The sequence below is a fragment of the Pseudomonas sp. ZY71 genome, assembly GCF_036542145.1.
Classification (GTDB): Bacteria; Pseudomonadota; Gammaproteobacteria; order Pseudomonadales; family Pseudomonadaceae; genus Aquipseudomonas; species Aquipseudomonas koreensis_A.
In genome coordinates, this window is the sequence record NZ_CP144274.1 from 2,082,106 (window position 1) to 2,103,742 (window position 21,637).

Sequence of the window (21,637 nt, forward strand, 5' to 3'; positions counted from 1 at the left end):
TGATGCAGGCGTGAGGCTTGGGTCTCACGCCTGTGGTTAAGGAGCACCATGGCTCACGCAGCACAAATCAAAATTCCTGCGACCTACATGCGCGGCGGCACCAGCAAAGGTGTGTTCTTCAGCCTCAAGGATCTGCCCGAAACGGCGCAGATTCCCGGTCCGGCTCGCGACGCTTTATTGCTGCGTGTGATCGGCAGCCCCGACCCGTACGACAAGCAGATCGACGGCATGGGCGGCGCGACTTCAAGCACCAGCAAAACCGTGATCCTGTCGAAAAGCACCAAGGCTGATCACGACGTCGATTATCTGTTCGGTCAGGTCTCGATCGACAAGCCGTTCGTGGACTGGAGCGGCAACTGCGGCAACCTCTCGGCTGCGGTCGGTTCGTTTGCCATCAACAACGGTCTGGTCGACCCCAGCCGCATTCCGCACAACGGTGTTGCGGTAGTGCGCGTGTGGCAGGCCAACATCGGCAAAACGATTATTGCCCACGTGCCAATCACCAACGGCGAAGTGCAGGAAACCGGTGATTTCGAACTCGACGGCGTGACCTTTCCCGCCGCTGAAGTGCAAGTCGAATTCATGGACCCGGCGGCGGAAGAAGAGGGCGGCGGTGGTTCGATGTTTCCTACCGGCAACCTGATCGATGAGCTGGAAGTGCCGGGCGTTGGCACGTTCAAGGCGACCATGATCAACGCCGGCATCCCGACGATTTTCGTCAATGCCGCAGACATTGGTTACACCGGCACCGAACTTCAAGGCGCGATCAACAGCGATACGCAAGCGCTGCAGATGTTCGAGACGATTCGCGCTTATGGCGCGTTGCGCATGGGCCTGATTGCCAATCTGGACGAAGCGGCCAAGCGGCAGCACACGCCGAAAGTCGCATTCGTCGCCAAGCCTGCGGATTACGTCGCTTCGAGTGGCAAAGTGGTTGGCGCTGGTGACGTGGATTTGCTGGTGCGGGCGTTGTCGATGGGCAAGTTGCACCACGCGATGATGGGTACGGCGGCGGTGGCGATTGGTACTGCTGCAGCGATTTCCGGCACGTTGGTGAACCTTGCGGCGGGTGGCGTTGAACGCAATGCCGTGCGTTTCGGGCATCCGTCCGGGACGTTGCGCGTTGGCGCTGAAGCCAGTCTGGAAAACGGCGAGTGGATCGTCAAAAAAGCGATCATGAGCCGCAGTGCGCGTGTCCTTATGGAAGGCTACGTGCGCATCCCGGGCGATTCTTTCTGATTTGAGATTTTTCACCCTCACCCCAGCCCTCTCCCGGAGGGAGAGGGGCCGACCGAGGTGTCTGGGGTTGTACATCGACCTGAAAGATCGAGTCGATTATGGATTTCCACGGCCGGCTGAGGTGTCTGGGGTTGTACATCGACCTGAAAGATCGAGTCGATTATGGCTTCAGCTGGTCGACCGAGGTGTCTGGGGTTGTACATTGATCTGATCGATTACGGATTCAGCGCAGATCGCTCAGGTCGGTGAACCTCTACAGCATCCCCCAATCGGTTCCCTCTCCCTCGGGAGAGGGCTAGGGTGAGGGGCCCACCCACTGAAGAAACCCAAAACAAGCAGGCACCCCAGACCTGCAATCAACCAGAACAAACCCGCCAAGCCCTGAGGAAGACCGCACCACTCATCATTCCCGCACAGGAGAACCGCAATGAGCGCCAACGTCGACCTGAACAACCGCCCCGACTACGACCGTGTCCTGCAGGACATCGCCGATTACGTTCTCACCTTCAAAGCCCCCTCTGCCGAAGCCCTCGACACCGCCCGCAACTGCCTGATGGACACGCTGGGCTGCGGCCTGCTGGCGCTGCGCTTCCCGGAATGCACCAAGCATCTCGGCCCGATCGTCGAAGGGACGCTGGTTCCTTACGGTGCGCGGGTCCCCGGCACCAGCTATCGCCTCGACCCGGTGAAAGCCGCGTGGGACATCGGCTGCATCGTCCGCTGGCTCGACTACAACGACACCTGGCTCGCCGCCGAGTGGGGCCATCCATCGGACAACCTCGGCGGCATTCTTGCGGTGGCCGATCACCTCTCGCAGAAGCGTCTGGCCAATGTTGAAGCGCCGCTGACCATTCGCGATGTGCTGGAAGCGATGATCATGACCCACGAAATTCAAGGCGTGATTGCCCTGGAAAACTCCTTCAATCGTGTAGGACTCGATCACGTCATTCTGGTGAAAGTTGCTTCAACCGCCGTCACCGCCAAACTCATGGGTGCCAATCGCGAGCAACTGTTGTCGGCGTTGTCCCACGCGTTCGCCGACGGTCAGGCCCTGCGCACTTATCGTCATGCGCCGAACGCCGGTTCGCGAAAATCCTGGGCAGCGGGGGATGCGACGAGTCGTGGTGTGCGTCTGGCCGACATCGCCATGCGCGGCGAGATGGGCATCCCCGGGGTGCTGACTGCGAAGCAGTGGGGCTTTTATGACGTTCTGTTCAGTCACACCAACAGCGATCTGGCATTGAAACCCGAAGGCAAGCGCGCCTTCAGTTTGTCGCGCCCCTTCGGCAGTTACGTGATGGAAAACGTGCTGTTCAAAATCAGCTTTCCCGCCGAGTTCCACGCGCAAACCGCCTGCGAAGCGGCGGTGACCTTGCACCCGCAGGTGCGCAATCGTCTGCATGAGATCGACAAGATCGTCATCACCACCCACGAATCGGCGATTCGCATCATTTCCAAGGTCGGGCCGCTGGCCAACGCCGCCGACCGCGACCACTGCATTCAGTACATGACCGCCGTGCCGCTGGCGTTCGGCAATCTGGTCGCCGAACAATACGAAGACGATTTCCACAAGGCGCATCCGGTCATTGATGTGTTGCGCGAAAAAATGGTGATCGTCGAAGAACCGCGTTTCACCCGCGAATACCTGGAGCCTGACAAGCGCTCGATCGCCAACGCCGTGCAGGTGTTTTTCAAGGACGGCAGCAGCACTGAAAACGTTGTCGTGGAGTACCCGATCGGTCATCGCCGGCGCCGTGCCGAGGGTATTCCATTGCTGGAGGACAAGTTCAAGGCCAATCTGGCTACGCGTTTCACCGGTCAGCGCAGCGGCGAGATCTTCACGTTGTGCAAGGATCAGGCGCTGCTTGAATCGACGGCAGTCAACCGCTTTGTGGATATGTTCGTTATCTGAACCACTTTTCCACAGGCAATTTGGTGATCGCAAAACCACTCAACAAAATCGCCGAATAGATCATCAGCTCCCGGGACAGGGCTTGCCCCTCGTACCAGGCGCCGATGATCACGGCGAACACCGGGAAAATGATAAACACGAACGACAGGATGATCGGGCTCAGGCGTTTAAGCAGCAGAAAGTAAACGATGAATCCGCCGACCGAGGCCACCAGCCCGAGATAGAACAGGGCGCCCCACGAGCGTGCTGTCACTTGCGCAAACACCGGCGCTTCAACACTCAAGCCGACAATAAATAACATCGCCCCGGCAATGCCGATCGGCAGGGTGTTGTAGGTAATCACGCTGATCGCGCTGCCGTGTTTTTTCGTCACCACGTAGCACAGCGCATGCATCACCGCTGCACACAGAATCGCCAGCACCCCCAGCCATTCGGCCTGATCCAAGTGCAGACTCTGACTGCGAATAATCATGAACAGACTGCCAAAACCGATGGCGATGCCGAGCATTTGCGACGGGTAGATTCTCTCGCGCAGAAACAGTGCGGAAAACAACAGGATAAACACCGGCATGCAACTGAACAGCAGGGCGGTCAGGCCCGATGACACGTGCATCTCGCCGTAGTTGAGCAGGTAGTAGGGCAGGCTGAAATACGACAGTGTGACGAACACAAAAAACCAGCGACTTTGCCGTGGGAACAGCAGCGGTTCCTTGCGCAACAGCGCGAAGGTCAGGAACAGCGGAAAGGCAATCAGAAAACGCAGCCCGGCGGCGGTCAGCGGCGGCACGCTTTCCACCGCGATCTTGATCCCCAGCCACGTCGTGCCCCAGCTCAGACAGACGATCAAAAACAGCGTGCTGGTGAGCAATCCGGCGAGCCAGGGGTTGCTGATATTCATCGGTGTGCTGACGGTGGTCGACATGTGGTGTGCTCCGAACGGTGGAATTGACCTGGTCGCGGAAACGGTCTATTTCTGATTGAACCTGTTTCTAGCACGCTATTCGGGGCGAGAATGACTGTCAAAGTAAGTATTGCCATGGTGTCAATCCTCCGCGACGGCCTCGCCAATGGCGTCGGCGTGAAATACAAACGCCTGGCCGATGCGGTCGCACAGGCCATCGACGAAGGGGTGATCGATGCGGGATGCAAGTTGCCGCCGCACCGATTGCTGGCCGACAGCCTGGGCGTGACCATCGGCACCATCAGCCGTGCCTACGGTGAACTTGAGCGTGTCGGATTAGTGGTGGCTCGCGTAGGAGATGGCACCTATGTGTGTCAGCGCGGGATGGAGCGGCCGCAGGACAAAGGCTTTCGCAATGTCAGCGATGAGCCGTCAGGCTGTTTCGACATGAGCCGCAATCAGCCGATTCCCGCACAGGAAGCGGCGTTCATGAGCCAGAGTCTGCAGGAGCTGGCCAGCGATCCGCGGGTGTTACAGCAGTTGACCGGGTACACCGCCGAAGCGGGGCTGGCACGGCACCGATTGGCCGGGGCGGTCTGGTTGCAGCACGAAGCGTTCGTGCCGCACGCCGATCAGGTGTTGTGCGTCAACGGCGGTCAGCATGGTTTGTTGTGCGCGTTGATGGGTTTGCTCAAGGCCGGCGACACAGTGGTCACCGAGCATTTGTCCTACCCGGGATTGATCGGCGTCGCACGCCAGCTTGGGATAAAACTTGTCGGCGCAGCGATGGATGACGAAGGACTGTTGCCGTCGGCACTGGAGGACATCTGCCGTCAGCACCGAGTGTCGGCAGTGTATTGCACGCCGACGATCCAGAATCCTACAGCCGCCGTGATGTCGATCTCGCGGCGCGAGGCGATTGCCGAGCTCTGTCGCCAGCACAATTTGCTGATTATCGAAGACGAAGCCCACGCCGTGCTGGACCGTCAGCGCCCGTTGCCGCTCAGTTTTTTCGCGCCGGAGCGTTCGGTGTTGATTGGCAGTCTGAGCAAGGCTGTTTCCGCCGGATTGCGCGTCGGTTACCTGCACGCTCCGCAGCCGTTGATCGGCCGTTTGAGTGCTGCAATCCGCGCCACCTGCTGGATGGCCAATCCGTTATCGATGGAAGTCGCGAGTCTGTGGATTGAAAGCGGCATGGCCGAGCGTTTGCTGGACGAACAGATCAGCGAGATCGCTCGGCGCAAAGCGTTGGTGGCGCCTGTTCTGCAGGGTTTGAATTACAAGACTCACCCTTACAGCCCGCATTTCTGGGTGGAAGTGCCTGAGTTGTGGCGGGCGTCGCAGATTGCCGCGGAATTGAAGGAAAACAACTATCTGGTAGCCACCGCCGAGGCATTTGCAGTCGGGCACTCAGCGGTGCCGCAGTTTGTTCGGGTGAGCGTGTGTAATGCGGTGGGGGATGATCGGTTGTTGCTGGCAGGTTTTGAAGCTTTAAGCCGGGCACTGACAGAGATCGTGTAATCGTTCATCGCGAGCAGGCTCACTCCTACAATGAATCTCTGTCGTCCACATGATCTGTGCCCGCTGAAGATCAACTGTAGGAGTGAGCCTGCTCGCGATAGCGGTCATTCAGACACCACAAATCTACTTGAACCGCCGCTCCACACCTTTCTCCACCAGAATCTTCGCCGAAATCTCTTCCACCGAAAAATGCGTGGAGTTGATGTTGGGGATGTTCTCGCGGCGGAACAGGTTTTCCACTTCGCGCACTTCGAATTCGCACTGCGCGTAGCTCGAATAGCGGCTGTTGGGCTTGCGCTCGTTGCGGATCGCGGTGAGGCGGTCGGGGTCGATGGTCAGGCCGAACAGCTTGTGCTGATGGGCGCGCAGGGCCGTCGGCAGGGTCAGGCGCTCCATGTCGTCTTCGGTCAGCGGATAGTTGGCCGCGCGGATGCCGAACTGCATGGCCATGTACAGACACGTCGGCGTTTTGCCGCATCGCGACACGCCCACTAGTATCAAATCGGCTTTGTCGTAATAGTGGGTGCGCGCACCGTCGTCGTTGTCGAGGGCAAAGTTGACCGCCTCGATGCGCTCCATGTAATTGGAGTTGTGCCCGATCGAATGCGATTTGCCGACGGTATAGGAAGAATGCTCGGTCAGTTCCTGCTCCAGCGGGGCAAGGAAGGTCGAGAAAATATCGATCATGAAACCATTGGACGTTGCGAGAATCTCACGGATGTCCTGATTGACGATGGTGTCGAAGATGATCGGGCGAAAGCCGTCGGTTTCAGCGGCTTTGTTGATTTGTTGTACCATGGCCCGCGCTTTTTCAACGCTGTCGATGTACGGTCGCGTGAATTTGCTGAAGGTAATGTTTTCGAACTGCGCCAGAAGGCTTTGACCCAGGGTTTCGGCTGTGATGCCGGTGCCATCGGAGATGAAGAAAGCAGATCGTTTCATTTGCACCTTGGGCCTTAAGCTAGTCATCAATCTTGGATATGATAGGCGCGATTTGTCGGCCGCGATTGGCCCGCATTCTCACTTATTTTCCAGGTCCAGGCCATACAACCGGCCAAGGCTCCCCCGGGCCGCCGGTTTCTGAGCTTTTCCAACACAGTTAGTGGAGAGATCACCTTGGTAGAGTACGTAGTTTCCCTCGATAAGCTCGGCAAACACGATGTTGAGCATGTGGGGGGCAAGAACGCATCCCTGGGCGAGATGATCAGTAACCTGGCAGGCGCCGGTGTTTCGGTCCCCGGCGGCTTCGCCACGACGGCTCAGGCTTATCGTGATTTCCTCGAACTGAGCGGCCTCAACGACCAGATCCACGCGGCCCTCGATGCGCTCGACGTCGACGACGTCAACGCCCTGGCCAAGACCGGCGCACAGATCCGTCAATGGATCATGGAAGCCGAATTCCCCGAAAAACTGAATGCCGAGATCCGCACCGCGTTCGCCGCGCTGTCGGCCGGTAATCCTGATGTGGCCGTGGCCGTGCGTTCTTCCGCCACCGCCGAAGACTTGCCGGATGCATCCTTCGCCGGTCAGCAGGAAACCTTCCTGAACATCCGTGGTGTGGAAAACGTTATCCGCGCCGCCAAAGAGGTGTTCGCTTCGCTGTTCAACGACCGTGCGATTTCCTACCGCGTGCACCAGGGCTTCGACCACAAACTGGTCGCCCTGTCGGCTGGCGTGCAGCGCATGGTGCGTTCGGAAACCGGCACTGCCGGCGTGATGTTCACCCTCGATACCGAATCCGGTTTCCGTGACGTGGTGTTCATCACCGGCGCCTACGGTCTGGGCGAAACCGTCGTACAAGGCGCGGTCAACCCGGATGAGTTCTACGTGCACAAGGGCACGCTGGAGGCCGGTCGTCCGGCGATCCTGCGTCGCAACCTCGGCAGCAAAGCCATCAAGATGATCTACGGCGACGAGGCCAAGGCCGGTCGTTCGGTCAAGACCATCGATGTCGACAAGGCTGATCGTGCGCGTTTCTGCCTGTCCGACGCTGAAGTCAGCGAGCTGGCCAAGCAAGCGATGATCATCGAAAAGCACTACGGCTGCCCGATGGACATCGAGTGGGCCAAGGACGGTGACGACGGCAAGCTGTACATCGTGCAGGCCCGTCCGGAAACCGTGAAAAGCCGCACCCAGGCCAACGTCATGGAACGTTACCTGTTGAAAGAAACCGGCACCGTGCTGGTTGAAGGTCGTGCGATCGGCCAGCGCATCGGCGCCGGTAAAGTGCGCATCATCAAGGACGTCTCCGAGATGGACAAAGTCCAGCCGGGCGACGTACTCGTTTCCGACATGACCGACCCGGACTGGGAACCGGTGATGAAGCGCGCCAGCGCCATCGTCACCAACCGTGGCGGCCGTACTTGCCACGCAGCGATCATCGCTCGCGAGCTGGGTATTCCGGCTGTGGTTGGTTGCGGCAACGCCACCCAATTGCTGAAGGATGGCCAGGGCGTGACCGTGTCCTGCGCTGAAGGCGACACCGGTTACATCTTCGAAGGCGAGCTGGGCTTCGACATCAAGAAGAACTCCGTCGATGCCATGCCGGAGCTGCCGTTCAAGATCATGATGAACGTTGGCAACCCGGACCGCGCTTTTGACTTCGCGCAGCTGCCGAACGCCGGTGTCGGCCTGGCCCGTCTGGAGTTCATCATCAACCGCATGATCGGCGTCCACCCGAAAGCGCTGTTGAACTACGACGGTCTGCCGCAGGAAATCAAGGACAGCGTCGACAAGCGTATCGCCGGTTACAACGACCCGGTCGACTTCTACGTCGACAAACTGGTGGAAGGCATCAGCACCCTGGCTGCAGCGTTCACGCCGAAAAAAGTCATCGTGCGTCTGTCGGACTTCAAGTCCAACGAATACGCCAACCTGATCGGCGGCAAGCTCTACGAGCCGGAAGAAGAGAACCCGATGCTGGGCTTCCGTGGCGCTTCGCGTTACATCAGCGAATCGTTCCGCGACTGCTTCGAACTCGAATGCCGCGCGCTGAAACGTGTGCGCAACGAGATGGGCCTGACCAACGTTGAAATCATGGTGCCGTTCGTCCGTACTCTGGGCGAAGCCAGCCAGGTTGTCGATCTGCTCGCCGAAAACGGCTTGAAGCGCGACGAGAACGGTCTGCGCGTGATCATGATGTGCGAGCTGCCATCCAACGCGATCCTTGCTGAAGAATTCCTCGAATTCTTCGACGGCTTCTCGATCGGTTCCAACGACCTGACTCAGCTGACGCTGGGCCTGGACCGCGATTCCGGTATCATCGCGCACCTGTTCGACGAGCGTAATCCGGCGGTCAAGAAGCTCTTGGCCAACGCGATTGCCGCGTGCAACAAGGCCGGCAAGTACATCGGCATCTGCGGTCAGGGTCCTTCGGACCACCCGGATCTGGCCAAGTGGCTGATGGAACAGGGCATCGAAAGCGTGTCGCTGAACCCGGACACCGTGCTGGAAACCTGGTTCTTCCTCGCCGAAGGCCAAGCCCCGGCTTGATCAAGATGTGAACGGTCCGCGTCTCCCTGTAGGAGTGAGCCTGCTCGCGATAGCGTCATGACAGTCAGCATTGATTCGAATGACACACCGCCATCGCGAGCAGGCTCACTCCTACACGATTCGGCTCCTTATGATTCAAACAGGGCGGGGTCTCCGGATGCCGCCCTTTTTTGTGCAAGAGCATTATGCAAAGCAGCAGCAACCTGTTTCCTGTCGCCCTGATCAGCGCCGAACGGCGCGGCGATCTGAGCGAAGACGTGTATCGACTGAAACCCGGCAACAGTCCCGACTGGTCCGTGGAAATCGCTGTGACCCGGTTGGGCATGGCCGATGCCTCGGCGCCTCGCGGTGTGCCGGTGATTCTGCTGCACGGCAGTTTTTCCAATCGGCGCTTCTGGTTCTCACCCAAAGGCCTGGGCCTGGGCGCGTATCTGACGCGACTGGGGTTCGACGTGTGGATTCCGGAGATGCGCGGCCACGGTTTGTCGCAGCGCAACGAGGAATACCGGCGCAACCGTGTCGCCGACTATGCCCGTTACGATCTGCCGGCGATTGCCGCATTCGTGCGTGAGCAGAGCGGGCAGGTTCCGCACTGGATCGGCCATTCGCTGGGCGGCATCACCCTGGCCGCCGCGCTCGGTGGCGAATACCTTGGCGAGCCTGCCGTGGCTTCGGCAGCGTTTTTCGGCACGCAGGTCAGTCGCACGTACTGGCCGCTGAAAATCCCGCCGGTGGAGTGGAGCGGGCGCTTTATTCTCAAGCGCTTCGCGCAGCTGTCGGGTTCGCGCCTCAAACGTGGCCCGGAAGATGAGCCGATCGGTCTGGCGCTGGAAAGCATGCGTTGGTACGGTTTGTTCGGCCGTTTTGGCGACAAGGACAAGGATTGGTGGGCGGGACTGGCCGATGTTCAAGTGCCAGTGCTGGCGGTGACTGCAGCAGGGGATCATCAGGATCCGGCCTGGGCCTGTCGCAAGTTGTTCGAGCAGATCGGCTCGGAGCACAAGCAGTTCATCAATCTGGGCCGCGAGCAGGGCTTCAACGATAATTTCGGCCATGTCGAGATGTTGGTGAGCAAAGCGGCGCAGACTGAGGTATGGCCATTGGTGGCGCGCTGGTTGAACGATCAACACACGCCACTGCTGGGCGAGAAGCCGGATCTGGCTGCTGCGGTCTGAGAGGCGGGCCCTGAAAAGGGCATTTCGTTCGGGTTGGCTTGCGGCTAAGATATGACGCATTGTGCGGTTCTGGTCATTTTTGGTGGCTGTTTAGCTATTACGTTTCAGGGTTTGTTCAGGTTCGTTCAGCGACCATGAGATCGACTAAGGTAAACAGCGACCGCCGGAGATCGTCTCAACAGAATGCGTCATCCTTGATCGTCTTCCTTGTTACAGGAGTTTTTCGATGAACCATTACCTTACGCCTGACCTGTGCGACGCCTATCCGGAGCTGGTGCAGGTGCTGGAACCGATGTTCAGCAATTTCGGCGGCCGTGATTCGTTCGGCGGCGAAATCGTGACCATCAAATGCTTCGAAGACAACTCGCTGGTCAAGGAACAGGCTGAACTGAAAGGCAACGGCAAGGTGCTGGTGGTCGATGGCGGCGGTTCGCTGCGCCGGGCGCTGCTGGGCGACATGATTGCCGAGAAAGCCGCTAAAAACGGTTGGGAAGGGCTGGTGATCTACGGCTGCATCCGTGACGTCGACGTTATCGCGCAGACCGATCTGGGCGTGCAGGCGCTGGCCAGCCATCCGATGAAAACCGAAAAACGTGGTATCGGCGACCTCAACGTCCCGGTGACGTTCGCCGGTGTGACGTTCCACCCGGGCCAGTACATTTATGCGGACAACAACGGCGTGATCGTCTCGCCAAGTCCGCTGCAGATGCCTGAATAAGCTTTCGACAAAGGGATGCGGATGTTCGAGGAAGAAAACGCGCAATGGGGGCTGGTGCATGCCCTGGTGCTGGACGGAAAAGGCGGTGCGCGTTCGATAGCCCGGACTGAGCTCGACGATTTGCAGTTGCAGGCCCATGAAAGCCTGTGGCTGCACTGGGATCGCAGCCATCCGCAGACCCAGACCTGGCTGCGCAAATCCAGCGGTCTCAACGAATTCACCTGCGACCTGCTGCTGGAAGAGAACACGCGACCGCGTCTGTTGCCGTTGCCCGATTCCGAGCTGCTGCTGTTTTTGCGCGGGGTCAATCTCAACCCGGGTGCCGAGCCGGAAGACATGGTTTCGGTGCGGATTTTCGCCTCCGCCCAGCGTGTGATTTCGCTGCGTTTGCGTCCTTTGCGTGCCACTGATGAGCTGTTGGTGCAATTGGCCGACGGCAAGGGCCCGAAAACAGCCTCTGAACTGATCCTTTATCTGGCGCAGTTCCTCACCAACAAGGTGCAGGATCTGGTCACTTGCCTCTCGGAAATCGCCGATGAGGAAGAAGAAAAGATGGATGCCGACGAACGGTATACCCCTGAGCATGGCGCCATTTTGCACATCCGTCGCAGAGCTGCCGGGCTGAAGCGTTTTCTTGCGCCGCAGCGGGATATTTTCGGACAACTCACACGGATAAAGCTGCCATGGTTTGTCGATGACGATGCCGATTACTGGAACGAATTGAACAACAGCCTGACCCGCTATCTCGAAGAGCTCGAATTGACCCGAGAGCGCGTGGGGCTTGTGCTGGAGGCTGAAGACCGGCGTTTGAGCGAGCGCATGAATCGCACGATGTACCGCTTCGGGATCATCACCTGCATCTTTTTGCCGATGAGTTTCATCACCGGTCTGCTGGGCATCAACGTTGGCGGAATTCCATTCTCCAGCAGCCCTTATGGTTTCCTGATCGCCTGCTTGACGGTGCTCGCCCTGGCCTTCGGTCAGTGGTGGTTATTCCGTCGTTTGCGCTGGGTCTGAACATGGCGCATGTGACCCGACCAAATCTGCCCGCGTCTTTCACAGACATCACGAGAGGTGCGTATGCACGATCCGTTTGAACAGTCTTTGCGCGACATGCTCAACGCCTCGCCGTCCAGCCGCGACGACGATGCCTGCCTGGGCCGCGTACTCAAAACCGCCAACCGCCAGGTCGGCGCCGGTGATCTGTTCAGCCTGCTGGGCCGCTGGCTGCCGGCGCTGATGATCGCCCTGAATAACGGCTCGGCCCATGTCTCGCCGGTTTCCCGTCTTCGTAAACCTACCGCTCGCACTGCTGATAAGGCTGATTGAATATGGAACTCGACCTCTGGACTCAGAGCCTCGTCACTGCAATGACTGCGTTGTGGACCAAAGTAGCCAACTTCATCCCGAACCTGTTCGGCGCACTGGTCGTGCTGCTGTTGGGTTTCGTCGTGGCCAAGCTGCTCGATACCTTGCTCTCCAAGCTGCTCGCCAAACTCGGCCTCGATCGCTTGATGGGCGGCACCGGCCTGACCAAATTGATGTCGCGTGCGGGGCTGCAGGTTCCAATCTCGACCCTGATCGGCAAGATCGTCTACTGGTTCGTTCTGCTGATTTTTCTGGTTTCGGCAGCAGAATCACTTGGCCTTGAGCGAGTTTCAGCTACGCTGGATATGTTGGCGCTCTATTTGCCGAAAGTATTCGGCGCGGCGCTGGTGTTGCTGGTAGGTGTTTTGCTCGCGCAACTGGCCAACGGACTGGTGCGCGGGGCGGCAGAAGGCGTAGGCCTGGACTACGCTTCGGGGCTGGGGCGAATTGCGCAAGGGCTGGTGATCATCATCAGTATCTCGGTTGCGATCAGCCAGCTTGAGGTCAAGACCGACCTGCTGAACCATGTGATTGTCATCGTATTGATTACCGTTGGTCTGGCCGTTGCGCTGGCCATGGGTTTGGGAAGCCGGGAAATTGCCGGTCAGATTCTTGCGGGAATCTATGTGCGTGAGTTGTATCAGGTTGGGCAACAAGTGCGTGTTGGCGAGGTCGAAGGGCAGATCGAGGAGATCGGCACGGTGAAAACCACATTGCTGACCGATGAGGGTGAGCTAGTCTCTCTTTCCAATCGGATCCTGCTGGAACAGCATGTGAGTAGCCGCTAATCCGGCAAACCCTGCTAATGTATGCCGCCGCAAAATGCCAGCTGATGCTGGTTGCGGTGGACATTGACCTGACTGTCGGCACGACTTGTTTTGAATAAAGCCCAAACGCTATCCACGCGCTACGACCCCCGCGAGCTCTCTGATGAGGAGTTGGTCGCGCGCTCGCATACCGAGCTTTTTCACGTAACGCGCGCTTATGAAGAACTGATGCGGCGTTACCAGCGAACATTATTTAACGTTTGTGCGAGATATCTTGGGAACGATCGCGACGCAGACGATGTCTGTCAGGAAGTCATGTTGAAGGTGCTGTATGGCCTGAAGAACTTCGAGGGGAAATCGAAGTTCAAAACGTGGCTCTACAGCATCACGTACAACGAATGTATTACGCAGTATCGGAAGGAACGGCGAAAGCGTCGCTTGATGGACGCATTGAGTCTTGACCCCCTCGAGGAAGCGTCCGAAGAAAAGGCGCCGAAACCCGAGGAGAAGGGCGGGCTTGATCGCTGGCTGGTGTATGTGAACCCGATTGACCGTGAAATTCTGGTGCTTCGATTTGTCGCAGAGCTGGAATTTCAGGAGATCGCAGACATCATGCACATGGGTTTGAGTGCGACAAAAATGCGTTACAAACGTGCTCTAGATAAATTGCGTGAGAAATTTGCAGGCATTGCTGAAACTTAGTTCAGCGCAAATATCTCTTACGTGTAGGCAAGTTCTGATAGACTTGCCGCCGAGTTGTCCCCCGGTTTGCGGGACTGCTTCACAATCACCAGATGGGGATTTAACGGATGAAACTGAAAAACACCTTGGGCTTGGCCATTGGTTCTCTGATTGCCGCCACTTCGTTCGGCGCTCTGGCACAAGGCCAAGGCGCAGTTGAAATCGAAGGCTTCGCAAAGAAAGAACAATTCGACAGCGCTCGCAACTTCAAGAACAACGGCAACCTGTTCGGCGGCTCGATCGGTTACTTCCTGACCGACGACGTTGAACTGCGTCTGGGCTACGACGAAGTGCACAACGTGCGTTCCGACGACGGTCGTAACATCAAGGGCGCTAACACCGCTCTGGACGCTCTGTACCACTTCAACAACCCAGGCGACATGCTGCGTCCATACGTATCGGCTGGTTTCTCCGATCAGAGCATCGGTCAGAACGGTTCCGGCGGTCGTGACCGCTCCACCTTCGCCAACCTGGGCGCTGGTGCCAAGCTGTACTTCACCGAGAACTTCTACGCCCGTGCTGGCGTTGAAGCTCAGTACAACATCGACCAGGGCGACACCGAGTGGGCTCCTAGCGTTGGTATCGGTGTGAACTTCGGTGGCGGCTCCAAGCCTGCTGCTGCTCCAGTTCCAGCACCAGCTGAAGTCTGCTCCGACAGCGACAACGATGGCGTTTGCGACAACGTTGACAAGTGCCCGGACACCCCAGCCAACGTAACTGTTGACGCTGACGGCTGCCCAGCAGTTGCTGAAGTTGTTCGTGTTGAGCTGGACGTTAAGTTCGATTTCGACAAATCTGTTGTTAAAACCAACAGCTACGGCGACATCAAGAACCTGGCTGACTTCATGAAGCAGTACCCATCCACCACCACTACTGTTGAAGGTCACACTGACTCCGTCGGTCCTGACGCTTACAACCAGAAACTGTCCGAGCGTCGTGCAAACGCCGTTAAGCAAGTTCTGACCAACCAGTACGGTGTTGAATCGTCCCGCGTTCAGTCTGTTGGCTACGGCGAATCCCGCCCAGTTGCTGACAACAAAACTGAAGCTGGCCGCGCTGTAAACCGTCGCGTAGAAGCGCAGGTTGAAGCTCAAGCTAAGTAATTAGCTGCCGCTCTGAGAAAAGCCCGGCTTAGGCCGGGCTTTTCTTTGCCTGCGATTTGGCTTTGCAGCTTTAAAAGATCGCAGCCTGCGGCAGTTCCTACAGGACGTATGCAGATTTCATGTAGGAGCTGCCGCAGGCTGCGATCTTTTGATCTTCACCAGCCGCCGCCACCGCACCAATTACCAGAATCGCCGGGCTCTTCAATCCGAAAATTCCTGCGTCATCGCTCATGCTCATCAGATCACTACGGCATTCGCGCTGCTCTGGCAACGATGCATTCTCGATCATCGCCACCGGCGTATCCGCCGACATCCCGCCCGCCAGCAACTGATCGCGAATCTCGCCCAGCTTGGCCACGCCCATATAAACCACCAGCGTCGTACCGCCCTGCGCCAGCGCCTGCCAGTTCAATTGGCTGTCATCCTGCGTGTGCGCGGTCACCAGCGTCACCCCGCGCGCCACACCGCGTAACGTCAGCGGAATATCGCACTGCGTCGCCCCAGCGAGCCCGGCGGTAATGCCATTGACCAACTCCACCTCAACGCCACGTTCACGCAACCACTGCGCCTCTTCACCGCCACGGCCGAAAATGCACGGATCGCCGCCCTTGAGCCGCACCACACACTTGCCATGGCGGGCATAGCGCAGCATCAACCGATGGATAAATGCCTGCGGCGTGGAACGGCAACCACCGCGTTTACCCACCGCAATGATTCGCGCGCCAGGGCAGTGTTCGAGCACCGCGTCGTTGACCAGATCATCGATCAGCACCACATCGGCTTCGCGCAAGGCGCGTACCGCTTTGAGGGTCAGCAATTCGGGGTCACCAGGACCTGCACCCACCAGCCAGACTTTTGCGTTCATGGTGTTTTCCTCATCAGATGACGGCGACTGTCTGCACATCGGCAGCCAGCAAGCGTTTTATTTCCGGGACACACGAGCCGCATTGCGTGCCGCAGCCCAGATTGTTTTTCAAGCCTTGCAGATCCAGCCCCTGGCGAATGCCGGCGCAGACCGCGTTGAGGCTGACGTTCTTGCAGTTGCACAGGGTTTTATCCGCAGCGATCTGCGCCCCGGCACTGCCCGGCGGCGCACTCATCGGTGCCAGCAACCAGCGCCGCAGTTGTTCGTCTGCACGACCTTCCAGCCACAACCCCTGTAGCCAATGCCGGGCGAGGGTTTCGCCGGCCAGGCGAATCGCGGTGATGCGGCCGTTTTCAATGCGTACGCGCTTGCCAATGGCCCGACGTGGATCGTCGTAAGCCAGTACCGGGCCGTCGATCAGTGACAGGCATCGGTCGATTTCACTGAGCAATTGCGCATCCGGCGCCTCACTGCTGGCTGCGCGTATCAGCAATGCCGATCGTTCACGTCCGACAAGGCTGAGACTCACGTAGGAAAATGCCTCACAGAGCGGTCGTAGGGCCTCGAAATGCCGTTGAACATCGCCCTCAATGAGCGCGAAAAGCTGCCACGGCAGATTGACCGGCTCCAGGCGCACACCGCTGTGTTTCAGTTCCGGTTGTTTCGACAATGGATCGAAGGCCGGCAGGGTCAGGCTGTTCACGCCGCCCTTGAGAAAACGGTCGCCCCAGTGCATCGGCAGAAACGCCTGTCCCGGACGTACGCTGTCGTCGCTGCCAACCGCGACGATCACTGCGCCGCGACGACTTTTAAGGTTGACCAGATCGCCCGGCTGCAAGCGATGCCTGCGCAGTTCGTCCGGGTGCAAGCTCAACACCGCTTCGCTGACATGCCCGAACAGTTGCGCCGACGTACCGGTGCGGCTCATACCGTGCCATTGATCACGCAGGCGGCCAGTGATCAACGTCAGTGGAAAGCGAGCATCGCGCTGTTCTTTGGCGGCGCGATAAGGGTCGGCGATGAACTGAGCGCGTCCGTTGGCGGTTGGGAAAATCCCATCCTCGTACAGGCGTGGCGTTCCTTGCCGCGCGCCGGCAGGGAAGGGCCATTGCTGCGGTCCGATCTCGTCGATCAGCGCATGACTGATCCCGGACATATCCAGATCGCGGCCATGCGTCAGCCATTTGAATTCATCGAACAACTGCGCAGGTTGGTTGAACGTAAACAGGCTCGATTCAGCGGGACGCAGACGTTTCTCCAGACGTTGTGCGAAATCTACCGTGATCGCCCAGTCCGGCCGCGCTTCGCCCGGTGGGAGGATGGCTTTGCGCACGTGGGAAATGCGTCGCTCGGAATTGGTTACCGAGCCTTCCTTCTCGCCCCAACTGGCAGCAGGCAGCAGCAGATCGGCGAACGCAGCGGTTTCGGTGGTGCGAAAAGCCTCCTGCAACACCACAAACGGGCAGGCTTCCAGCGCCGCGCGCACCGCACTCTGATCCGGCATCGATTGCGCAGGGTTGGTGCAGGCGATCCACAACGCCTTGATCTTGCCGCTGCGCACTTGCTCGAACAGTTCGATGGCGCTGAGACCAGTGCTTTCCGGCAGTTGATCCACACCCCAATAAGCCGCCACTTCAGCGCGGTGTTCAGGGTCGGCTGCGTCTCGATGCCCCGGCAACAAGTTCGACAAACTGCCGGTTTCGCGTCCGCCCATGGCATTTGGCTGACCAGTGAGGGAGAAAGGTCCTGCACCCGGACGGCCGATTTGCCCGGTGGCCAAGTGCAGATTGATCAGTGCACTGTTTTTCGCGCTGCCAGCCGTGGACTGGTTCAAACCCATGCACCACAGCGACAGGAAACTCGGTGAAGTGCCGACCCATTCGGCGCACTGCTGCAATTGCTCGACGCTGATGCCGCATAACTGCGAAACCATTTGCGGGGTGTAATCGCGCACCAGACTTTTCAGTTCGGCGAGGCCATCGGTGTGCGCTTTGACGAAATCGCGGTCGATCCAGTCTTCCCACAACAACAGATGCAAAATCCCATGAAACAAAGCGACATCTGTGCCCGGCAGAATCGCCAAGTGTAAATCGGCAAGGTCGCAGGTGTCGGTGCGCCGAGGGTCGATGACGATGACTTTCATCTGTGGACGGCGGGACTTTGCCTCTTCCAGCCGACGGAAAAGTACCGGATGGGCGTAGGCCATGTTACTGCCGACGATCATCACGCAATCGCTGAGTTCCAGGTCCTCATAACTGCACGGAGGAGCATCGGCGCCGAGGCTGCGCTTGTAGCCGACCACCGCTGAGGACATGCACAGGCGCGAATTGCTGTCGATATTGTTGGTCCCGACCAGTGCCCGCGCCAGTTTGTTAAAGGCGTAATAGTCCTCGGTCAGCAACTGTCCGGAGATATAGAACGCCACGCTGTCCGGGCCGTGCTCGGCGATGGTCTCGGCGAACACGTTGGCGGCATGCTCCAGTGCGGTGTCCCAGTCTGTGCGGCTGCGCGCGAGGCCTTTGCCCAGGCGCAGTTCCGGGAACAGCGCGCGGGCCGTGAGGTCGCCGGTCAGGTGCAGGGTCGAGCCCTTGCTGCACAGTTTGCCGAAGTTGGCCGGGTGCGCCGGATCGCCGCTGACGCCGAGGATGCGCTCGCCGTCATGCTCGATCAGAACGCCGCAGCCGACCCCGCAATAACAGCAGGTCGAGGCGGTCGTCTGGCGGTTCATCAGATGGCGTCCCGCAAGGCCAGTTGCACACGACCATTCTCGACCCGCGCCGGGTGATGGTGCGCGCAACCGATGTCCGGCGCCTGCGCTTCGCCGGATTCGAGGTCGATTTGCCAATTGTGCAGCGGACAGGCCACGCGTTTGCCGTAGATCAAACCTTGTGACAACGGCCCGCCCTTGTGTGGGCAGCGGTCGTCGAGGGCGAAAACCTCATCGTCGCTTGTACGAAAAATCGCGATGTCACCTTTCGGACCGGCAATGATCCGCGAGCCGAGGGCGTTGATCTCTTCGAGAGCACAGATATCCAGCCAGTTCATGCCGGCACCTCCAGGTTTTTCACAGGGATCACATCGAATTCTTTCTTCAGTTGCGGCTGCGCCAAGCGTTCTTTCCACGGATCCTGTTCGAACGACAGGGAGAATTGCAGGCGTTCGTTCAGCGCTTTGCGGCGCTCGGGGTCTTCGAGCACGGCTTTTTTGATGTGCTCCATGCCGACCCGTTGCAGGTAGTGCACGGTGCGTTCGAGGTAGAAGGCTTCTTCGCGGTAGAGCTGCAGGAAGGCGCCGTTGTATTCGCGGACTTCTTCGGCGGTTTTCAGCTTGACGAAGAATTCGGCGACTTCGGTTTTGATCCCGCCGTTGCCGCCGATGTACATCTCCCAGCCGGAGTCGACGCCGATGATTCCTACGTCTTTGATCCCCGCTTCCGAGCAGTTGCGTGGGCATCCGGAGACGGCGAGTTTCACTTTGTGTGGCGACCACATGTTGAACAGGTCGTGCTCAAGCTCGATGCCCAGTTGCGTCGAATTTTGCGTGCCGAAGCGGCAGAACTCACTGCCGACGCAGGTTTTTACCGTGCGGATGGATTTGCCGTAGGCGTGGCCGGACGGCATGTCGAGATCTTTCCACACGCCCGGCAGATCCTGCTTCTTGATGCCCAGCAAGTCGATGCGCTGGCCGCCGGTGACCTTGACCATCGGCACCTGATACTTGTCAGCCACATCGGCAATTCGCCGCAGTTCCGAAGGATTGGTCACGCCGCCCCACATGCGTGGTACCACCGAGTACGTGCCGTCCTTCTGGATGTTGGCGTGTGCACGTTCGTTGATCAGGCGCGATTGCGGATCGTCCTTGGCTTCACCGGGCCAAGTGGAAATCAGGTAATAGTTGAGGGCAGGGCGGCAGGTTGCGCAGCCGTTCGGCGTGCGCCAGTTGAGGTAGCTCATGGTGCCGGCGATGGTCAGCAGATGTTGCTCGCGGATGGCCTGACGGATCTGCCCGTGATTGAGGTCGCTGCAACCGCAGATGGCTTTTTCGCTTTTCGGTTTTACGTCGGCCGCGCCGCCGACGGTGTTGATCAGGATCTGCTCGACCAGGCCGGCACAGGAGCCGCAGGAGCTCGCGGCTTTGGTGTGTTTCTTCACCTCATCAACGCTGAACAGGCCGTGTTCCTGAATGGCTTTGACGATGGTGCCTTTGCACACGCCGTTGCAGCCGCAGACTTCGGCGGTGTCGGCCATGACCATGGCTTTGTCCTGGCCCTGATGTCCTACGTCGCCTAACGCATTTTCTCCAAACATGAGGTGATCGCGGATCTCGCCGATGGCGTGATTCTCACGAATCTGCCGGAAATACCAACCGCCATCTGCCGTATCGCCGTACAGACAGGCGCCGACCAGCACGTCATCCTTGATCACCAGTTTTTTGTACACGCCGCCGATCGGGTCGGAGAGGGTGATGGTCTCGGTGCCTTCGCCGCCCATGAAGTCGCCAGCGGAAAACAGGTCGATGCCGGTGACTTTGAGTTTGGTCGAGGTCACCGAACCCTGATAACGGGCGAAGCCCAATTGTGCGAGGTGGTTGGCGCAAACCTTGGCCTGTTCGAACAGCGGCGCGACCAGACCGTAGGCAATCCCGCGATGGCTGGCGCACTCGCCGATCGCATAAATACGCGGATCGTAGGTTTGCAGGGTGTCATTGACCAGAATCCCGCGATTGCACGGGATGCCGGCCTTTTCCGCCAGTTCGGTGTTGGGGCGAATGCCGGCCGCCATCACCACCAGATCGGCGGGGATGATCTCGCCGTTCTTGAATTGCACCGAGCCGACCCGGCCATTGCCAGCGTCGTGCAGGGCCTGGGTCTGTTCGCACAGACGGAAGTGCAAACCACGGGATTCGAGGGCGCTTTGCAGCAGTTGACCGCTGGTTTTGTCCAGTTGCCGTTCCAACAGCCATTCGCCGATGTGCACCACGGTGACGTGCATGCCGCGCAGCATCAGGCCATTGGCGGCTTCGAGACCGAGCAGACCGCCACCGATGACCACCGCGTGTTTGTGGGTTTTGGCGGTGTCGATCATCGCTTGAGTGTCGGCGATGTCGCGGTAACCGATCACCCCGTGCAAGGTGTTGCCGGGGATCGGCAGAATAAACGGCGTCGAACCGGTGGCGATCAGCAGGCGGTCGTATTCGGCTTCGGTGCCGTCCTCGGCGATCACCCGGCGTTTGACCCGGTCGATCTCCACCACTTTGCGGTTGAGCAGCAACTTGATGTGGTTTTCCAGGTACCAGTCGAGGTCGTTGAGCACGATTTCTTCGAAGGTCTGCTCACCGGCCAGCACCGGTGACAGCAGGATGCGGTTGTAGTTGGTGTGCGGTTCGGCGCCGAAGACCGTGATGTCGTACAGCTCGTTGCTCAGCTTGAGCAGTTCTTCGAGGGTGCGGACCCCGGCCATGCCATTGCCGATCATCACCAGTTTGAGTTTTTTCATCAGGTTCTCCGGGGAGCTGCGGCTGGCCTCTTGTGGGCAGTCAGGCCTTGCTCGAGAAATTTTGCGCAAACAAAAAAGGCGTCCCGCTAGTTGCCTAGCGAGGACGCCTTTGTCCTGGTCCCGTTCTCTCGGGAAGCGCAGCCTTCGTCGTTGAAAGTTGGGCTTTATGTGTGTGTTGGGAGAGGTAATGCAGTGGTTGTGCCAAGTGGGGACGGTGGCGGGTTTATTGGGGTTTAGCAGTTTTTGAGGGTGATTTTTTGCACTGAATCGAGGCGGGTTGCTCGTTCGTGGGGCGCTCAGGTAGATGGATTTGTGGTGATTGGGCTGACGTCATCGCGAG

The 21,637-nt window shown here is 58.9% G+C and carries 17 protein-coding genes; 11 read left to right on the plus strand and 6 right to left on the minus strand.

Going from position 1 to position 21,637, the window contains the following annotated elements:
- Nucleotides 1-48: 48 nt before the first annotated feature.
- Together prpF and prpD are read left to right on the plus strand one after the other, a co-directional pair.
- Nucleotides 49-1,239: a 2-methylaconitate cis-trans isomerase PrpF gene (prpF, locus tag VY732_RS09390; protein WP_331695248.1), complete on the plus strand. Its 1,191-nt coding sequence runs from the start codon at nucleotides 49-51 to the stop codon at nucleotides 1,237-1,239.
- A gap of 427 nt (nucleotides 1,240-1,666) precedes the next feature.
- Nucleotides 1,667-3,151, plus strand: a complete 1,485-nt coding sequence (gene prpD / locus VY732_RS09395; RefSeq protein WP_331695249.1) for a 2-methylcitrate dehydratase — start codon at nucleotides 1,667-1,669, stop codon at nucleotides 3,149-3,151.
- Here the strand turns inward: prpD and VY732_RS09400 are convergent.
- Nucleotides 3,144-4,049: a DMT family transporter gene (locus VY732_RS09400; protein ID WP_331695851.1), complete on the minus strand. Its 906-nt coding sequence runs from the start codon at nucleotides 4,047-4,049 to the stop codon at nucleotides 3,144-3,146. The two genes, prpD and VY732_RS09400, sit on opposite strands and share 8 nt — an antisense overlap.
- A gap of 114 nt (nucleotides 4,050-4,163) precedes the next feature.
- On the opposite strand from VY732_RS09400, the gene VY732_RS09405 reads away from it, so the two are divergent.
- Entirely contained in the window at nucleotides 4,164-5,573 is a 1,410-nt protein-coding gene (locus tag VY732_RS09405) for an aminotransferase-like domain-containing protein (RefSeq protein ID WP_331695250.1), read from the plus strand.
- A 123-nt stretch (nucleotides 5,574-5,696) separates the two neighbouring features.
- On the opposite strand, the gene ppsR is transcribed toward VY732_RS09405, so the two are convergent.
- Nucleotides 5,697-6,515 (minus strand): posphoenolpyruvate synthetase regulatory kinase/phosphorylase PpsR, encoded by an 819-nt coding sequence (gene ppsR / locus VY732_RS09410; protein ID WP_034152875.1) that lies wholly within the window; start codon nucleotides 6,513-6,515, stop codon nucleotides 5,697-5,699.
- A gap of 174 nt (nucleotides 6,516-6,689) precedes the next feature.
- On the opposite strand from ppsR, the gene ppsA reads away from it, so the two are divergent.
- The 8 genes from ppsA to VY732_RS09450 all read left to right on the plus strand — a co-directional run bounded on the left by ppsA (nucleotide 6,690) and on the right by VY732_RS09450 (nucleotide 14,937).
- Entirely contained in the window at nucleotides 6,690-9,065 is a 2,376-nt protein-coding gene (gene ppsA, locus VY732_RS09415) for a phosphoenolpyruvate synthase (RefSeq protein ID WP_331695251.1), read from the plus strand.
- A gap of 185 nt (nucleotides 9,066-9,250) precedes the next feature.
- Nucleotides 9,251-10,240 (plus strand): alpha/beta fold hydrolase, encoded by a 990-nt coding sequence (locus VY732_RS09420; protein ID WP_331695252.1) that lies wholly within the window; start codon nucleotides 9,251-9,253, stop codon nucleotides 10,238-10,240.
- A gap of 226 nt (nucleotides 10,241-10,466) precedes the next feature.
- Nucleotides 10,467-10,958: a ribonuclease E activity regulator RraA gene (gene rraA / locus VY732_RS09425; protein WP_077571828.1), complete on the plus strand. Its 492-nt coding sequence runs from the start codon at nucleotides 10,467-10,469 to the stop codon at nucleotides 10,956-10,958.
- Between the two features lie 21 nt (nucleotides 10,959-10,979).
- Nucleotides 10,980-11,975 carry a zinc transporter ZntB gene (locus tag VY732_RS09430; protein ID WP_077571829.1) on the plus strand — a complete coding sequence of 332 codons (996 nt, stop codon included), beginning with the start codon at nucleotides 10,980-10,982 and terminating at the stop codon, nucleotides 11,973-11,975.
- 63 nt (nucleotides 11,976-12,038) lie between these two features.
- Entirely contained in the window at nucleotides 12,039-12,287 is a 249-nt protein-coding gene (locus VY732_RS09435) for a hypothetical protein (RefSeq protein ID WP_008076827.1), read from the plus strand.
- A 2-nt stretch (nucleotides 12,288-12,289) separates the two neighbouring features.
- A complete protein-coding gene (locus VY732_RS09440; protein ID WP_007916401.1) occupies nucleotides 12,290-13,114 on the plus strand; it encodes a mechanosensitive ion channel family protein in 825 nt (274 codons plus the stop codon).
- Nucleotides 13,115-13,204: 90 nt separating this feature from the next.
- Nucleotides 13,205-13,795, plus strand: coding sequence for an RNA polymerase sigma factor SigX (gene sigX, locus VY732_RS09445; protein WP_011333251.1), 591 nt, complete (start codon nucleotides 13,205-13,207; stop codon nucleotides 13,793-13,795).
- A gap of 107 nt (nucleotides 13,796-13,902) precedes the next feature.
- Complete coding sequence (locus VY732_RS09450) at nucleotides 13,903-14,937, plus strand: OmpA family protein (protein WP_077571830.1); 1,035 nt, start codon at nucleotides 13,903-13,905, stop codon at nucleotides 14,935-14,937.
- 97 nt (nucleotides 14,938-15,034) lie between these two features.
- On the opposite strand, the gene cobA is transcribed toward VY732_RS09450, so the two are convergent.
- The 4 genes from cobA to nirB are packed head-to-tail and all read right to left on the minus strand — an operon-like array spanning nucleotide 15,035 to nucleotide 21,297.
- Nucleotides 15,035-15,802: a uroporphyrinogen-III C-methyltransferase gene (cobA, locus tag VY732_RS09455; protein WP_116032207.1), complete on the minus strand. Its 768-nt coding sequence runs from the start codon at nucleotides 15,800-15,802 to the stop codon at nucleotides 15,035-15,037.
- Between the two features lie 13 nt (nucleotides 15,803-15,815).
- Nucleotides 15,816-18,530, minus strand: a complete 2,715-nt coding sequence (locus tag VY732_RS09460) for a nitrate reductase (RefSeq protein WP_331695253.1) — start codon at nucleotides 18,528-18,530, stop codon at nucleotides 15,816-15,818.
- The gene (gene nirD / locus VY732_RS09465; protein ID WP_053118721.1) at nucleotides 18,530-18,847 is read right to left on the minus strand and encodes a nitrite reductase small subunit NirD; all 318 of its coding nucleotides are present in this window, start codon (nucleotides 18,845-18,847) and stop codon (nucleotides 18,530-18,532) included. The genes VY732_RS09460 and nirD overlap by 1 nt, the downstream gene beginning before the upstream one ends.
- The gene (gene nirB / locus VY732_RS09470; RefSeq protein WP_331695254.1) at nucleotides 18,844-21,297 is read right to left on the minus strand and encodes a nitrite reductase large subunit NirB; all 2,454 of its coding nucleotides are present in this window, start codon (nucleotides 21,295-21,297) and stop codon (nucleotides 18,844-18,846) included. Before nirB ends, nirD begins: the two co-directional genes overlap by 4 nt.
- Between the last annotated feature and the right edge of the window lie 340 nt (nucleotides 21,298-21,637).

Excerpts from the sequence above, each read along its gene's own strand:
- prpF (WP_331695248.1), top strand. The coding sequence starts at position 49 with ATGGCTCACGCAGCACAAATCAAAATTCCTGCGACCTACATGCGCGGC.
- prpD (WP_331695249.1), top strand. The coding sequence starts at position 1,667 with ATGAGCGCCAACGTCGACCTGAACAACCGCCCCGACTACGACCGTGTC.
- VY732_RS09400 (WP_331695851.1), bottom strand. The coding sequence starts at position 4,049 with ATGAATATCAGCAACCCCTGGCTCGCCGGATTGCTCACCAGCACGCTG.
- VY732_RS09405 (WP_331695250.1), top strand. The coding sequence starts at position 4,164 with ATGACTGTCAAAGTAAGTATTGCCATGGTGTCAATCCTCCGCGACGGC.
- ppsR (WP_034152875.1), bottom strand. The coding sequence starts at position 6,515 with ATGAAACGATCTGCTTTCTTCATCTCCGATGGCACCGGCATCACAGCC.
- VY732_RS09420 (WP_331695252.1), top strand. The coding sequence starts at position 9,251 with ATGCAAAGCAGCAGCAACCTGTTTCCTGTCGCCCTGATCAGCGCCGAA.
- rraA (WP_077571828.1), top strand. The coding sequence starts at position 10,467 with ATGAACCATTACCTTACGCCTGACCTGTGCGACGCCTATCCGGAGCTG.
- VY732_RS09430 (WP_077571829.1), top strand. The coding sequence starts at position 10,980 with ATGTTCGAGGAAGAAAACGCGCAATGGGGGCTGGTGCATGCCCTGGTG.
- VY732_RS09435 (WP_008076827.1), top strand. The coding sequence starts at position 12,039 with ATGCACGATCCGTTTGAACAGTCTTTGCGCGACATGCTCAACGCCTCG.
- VY732_RS09440 (WP_007916401.1), top strand. The coding sequence starts at position 12,290 with ATGGAACTCGACCTCTGGACTCAGAGCCTCGTCACTGCAATGACTGCG.
- VY732_RS09450 (WP_077571830.1), top strand. The coding sequence starts at position 13,903 with ATGAAACTGAAAAACACCTTGGGCTTGGCCATTGGTTCTCTGATTGCC.
- cobA (WP_116032207.1), bottom strand. The coding sequence starts at position 15,802 with ATGAACGCAAAAGTCTGGCTGGTGGGTGCAGGTCCTGGTGACCCCGAA.
- VY732_RS09460 (WP_331695253.1), bottom strand. The coding sequence starts at position 18,530 with ATGAACCGCCAGACGACCGCCTCGACCTGCTGTTATTGCGGGGTCGGC.
- nirD (WP_053118721.1), bottom strand. The coding sequence starts at position 18,847 with ATGAACTGGCTGGATATCTGTGCTCTCGAAGAGATCAACGCCCTCGGC.
- nirB (WP_331695254.1), bottom strand. The coding sequence starts at position 21,297 with ATGAAAAAACTCAAACTGGTGATGATCGGCAATGGCATGGCCGGGGTC.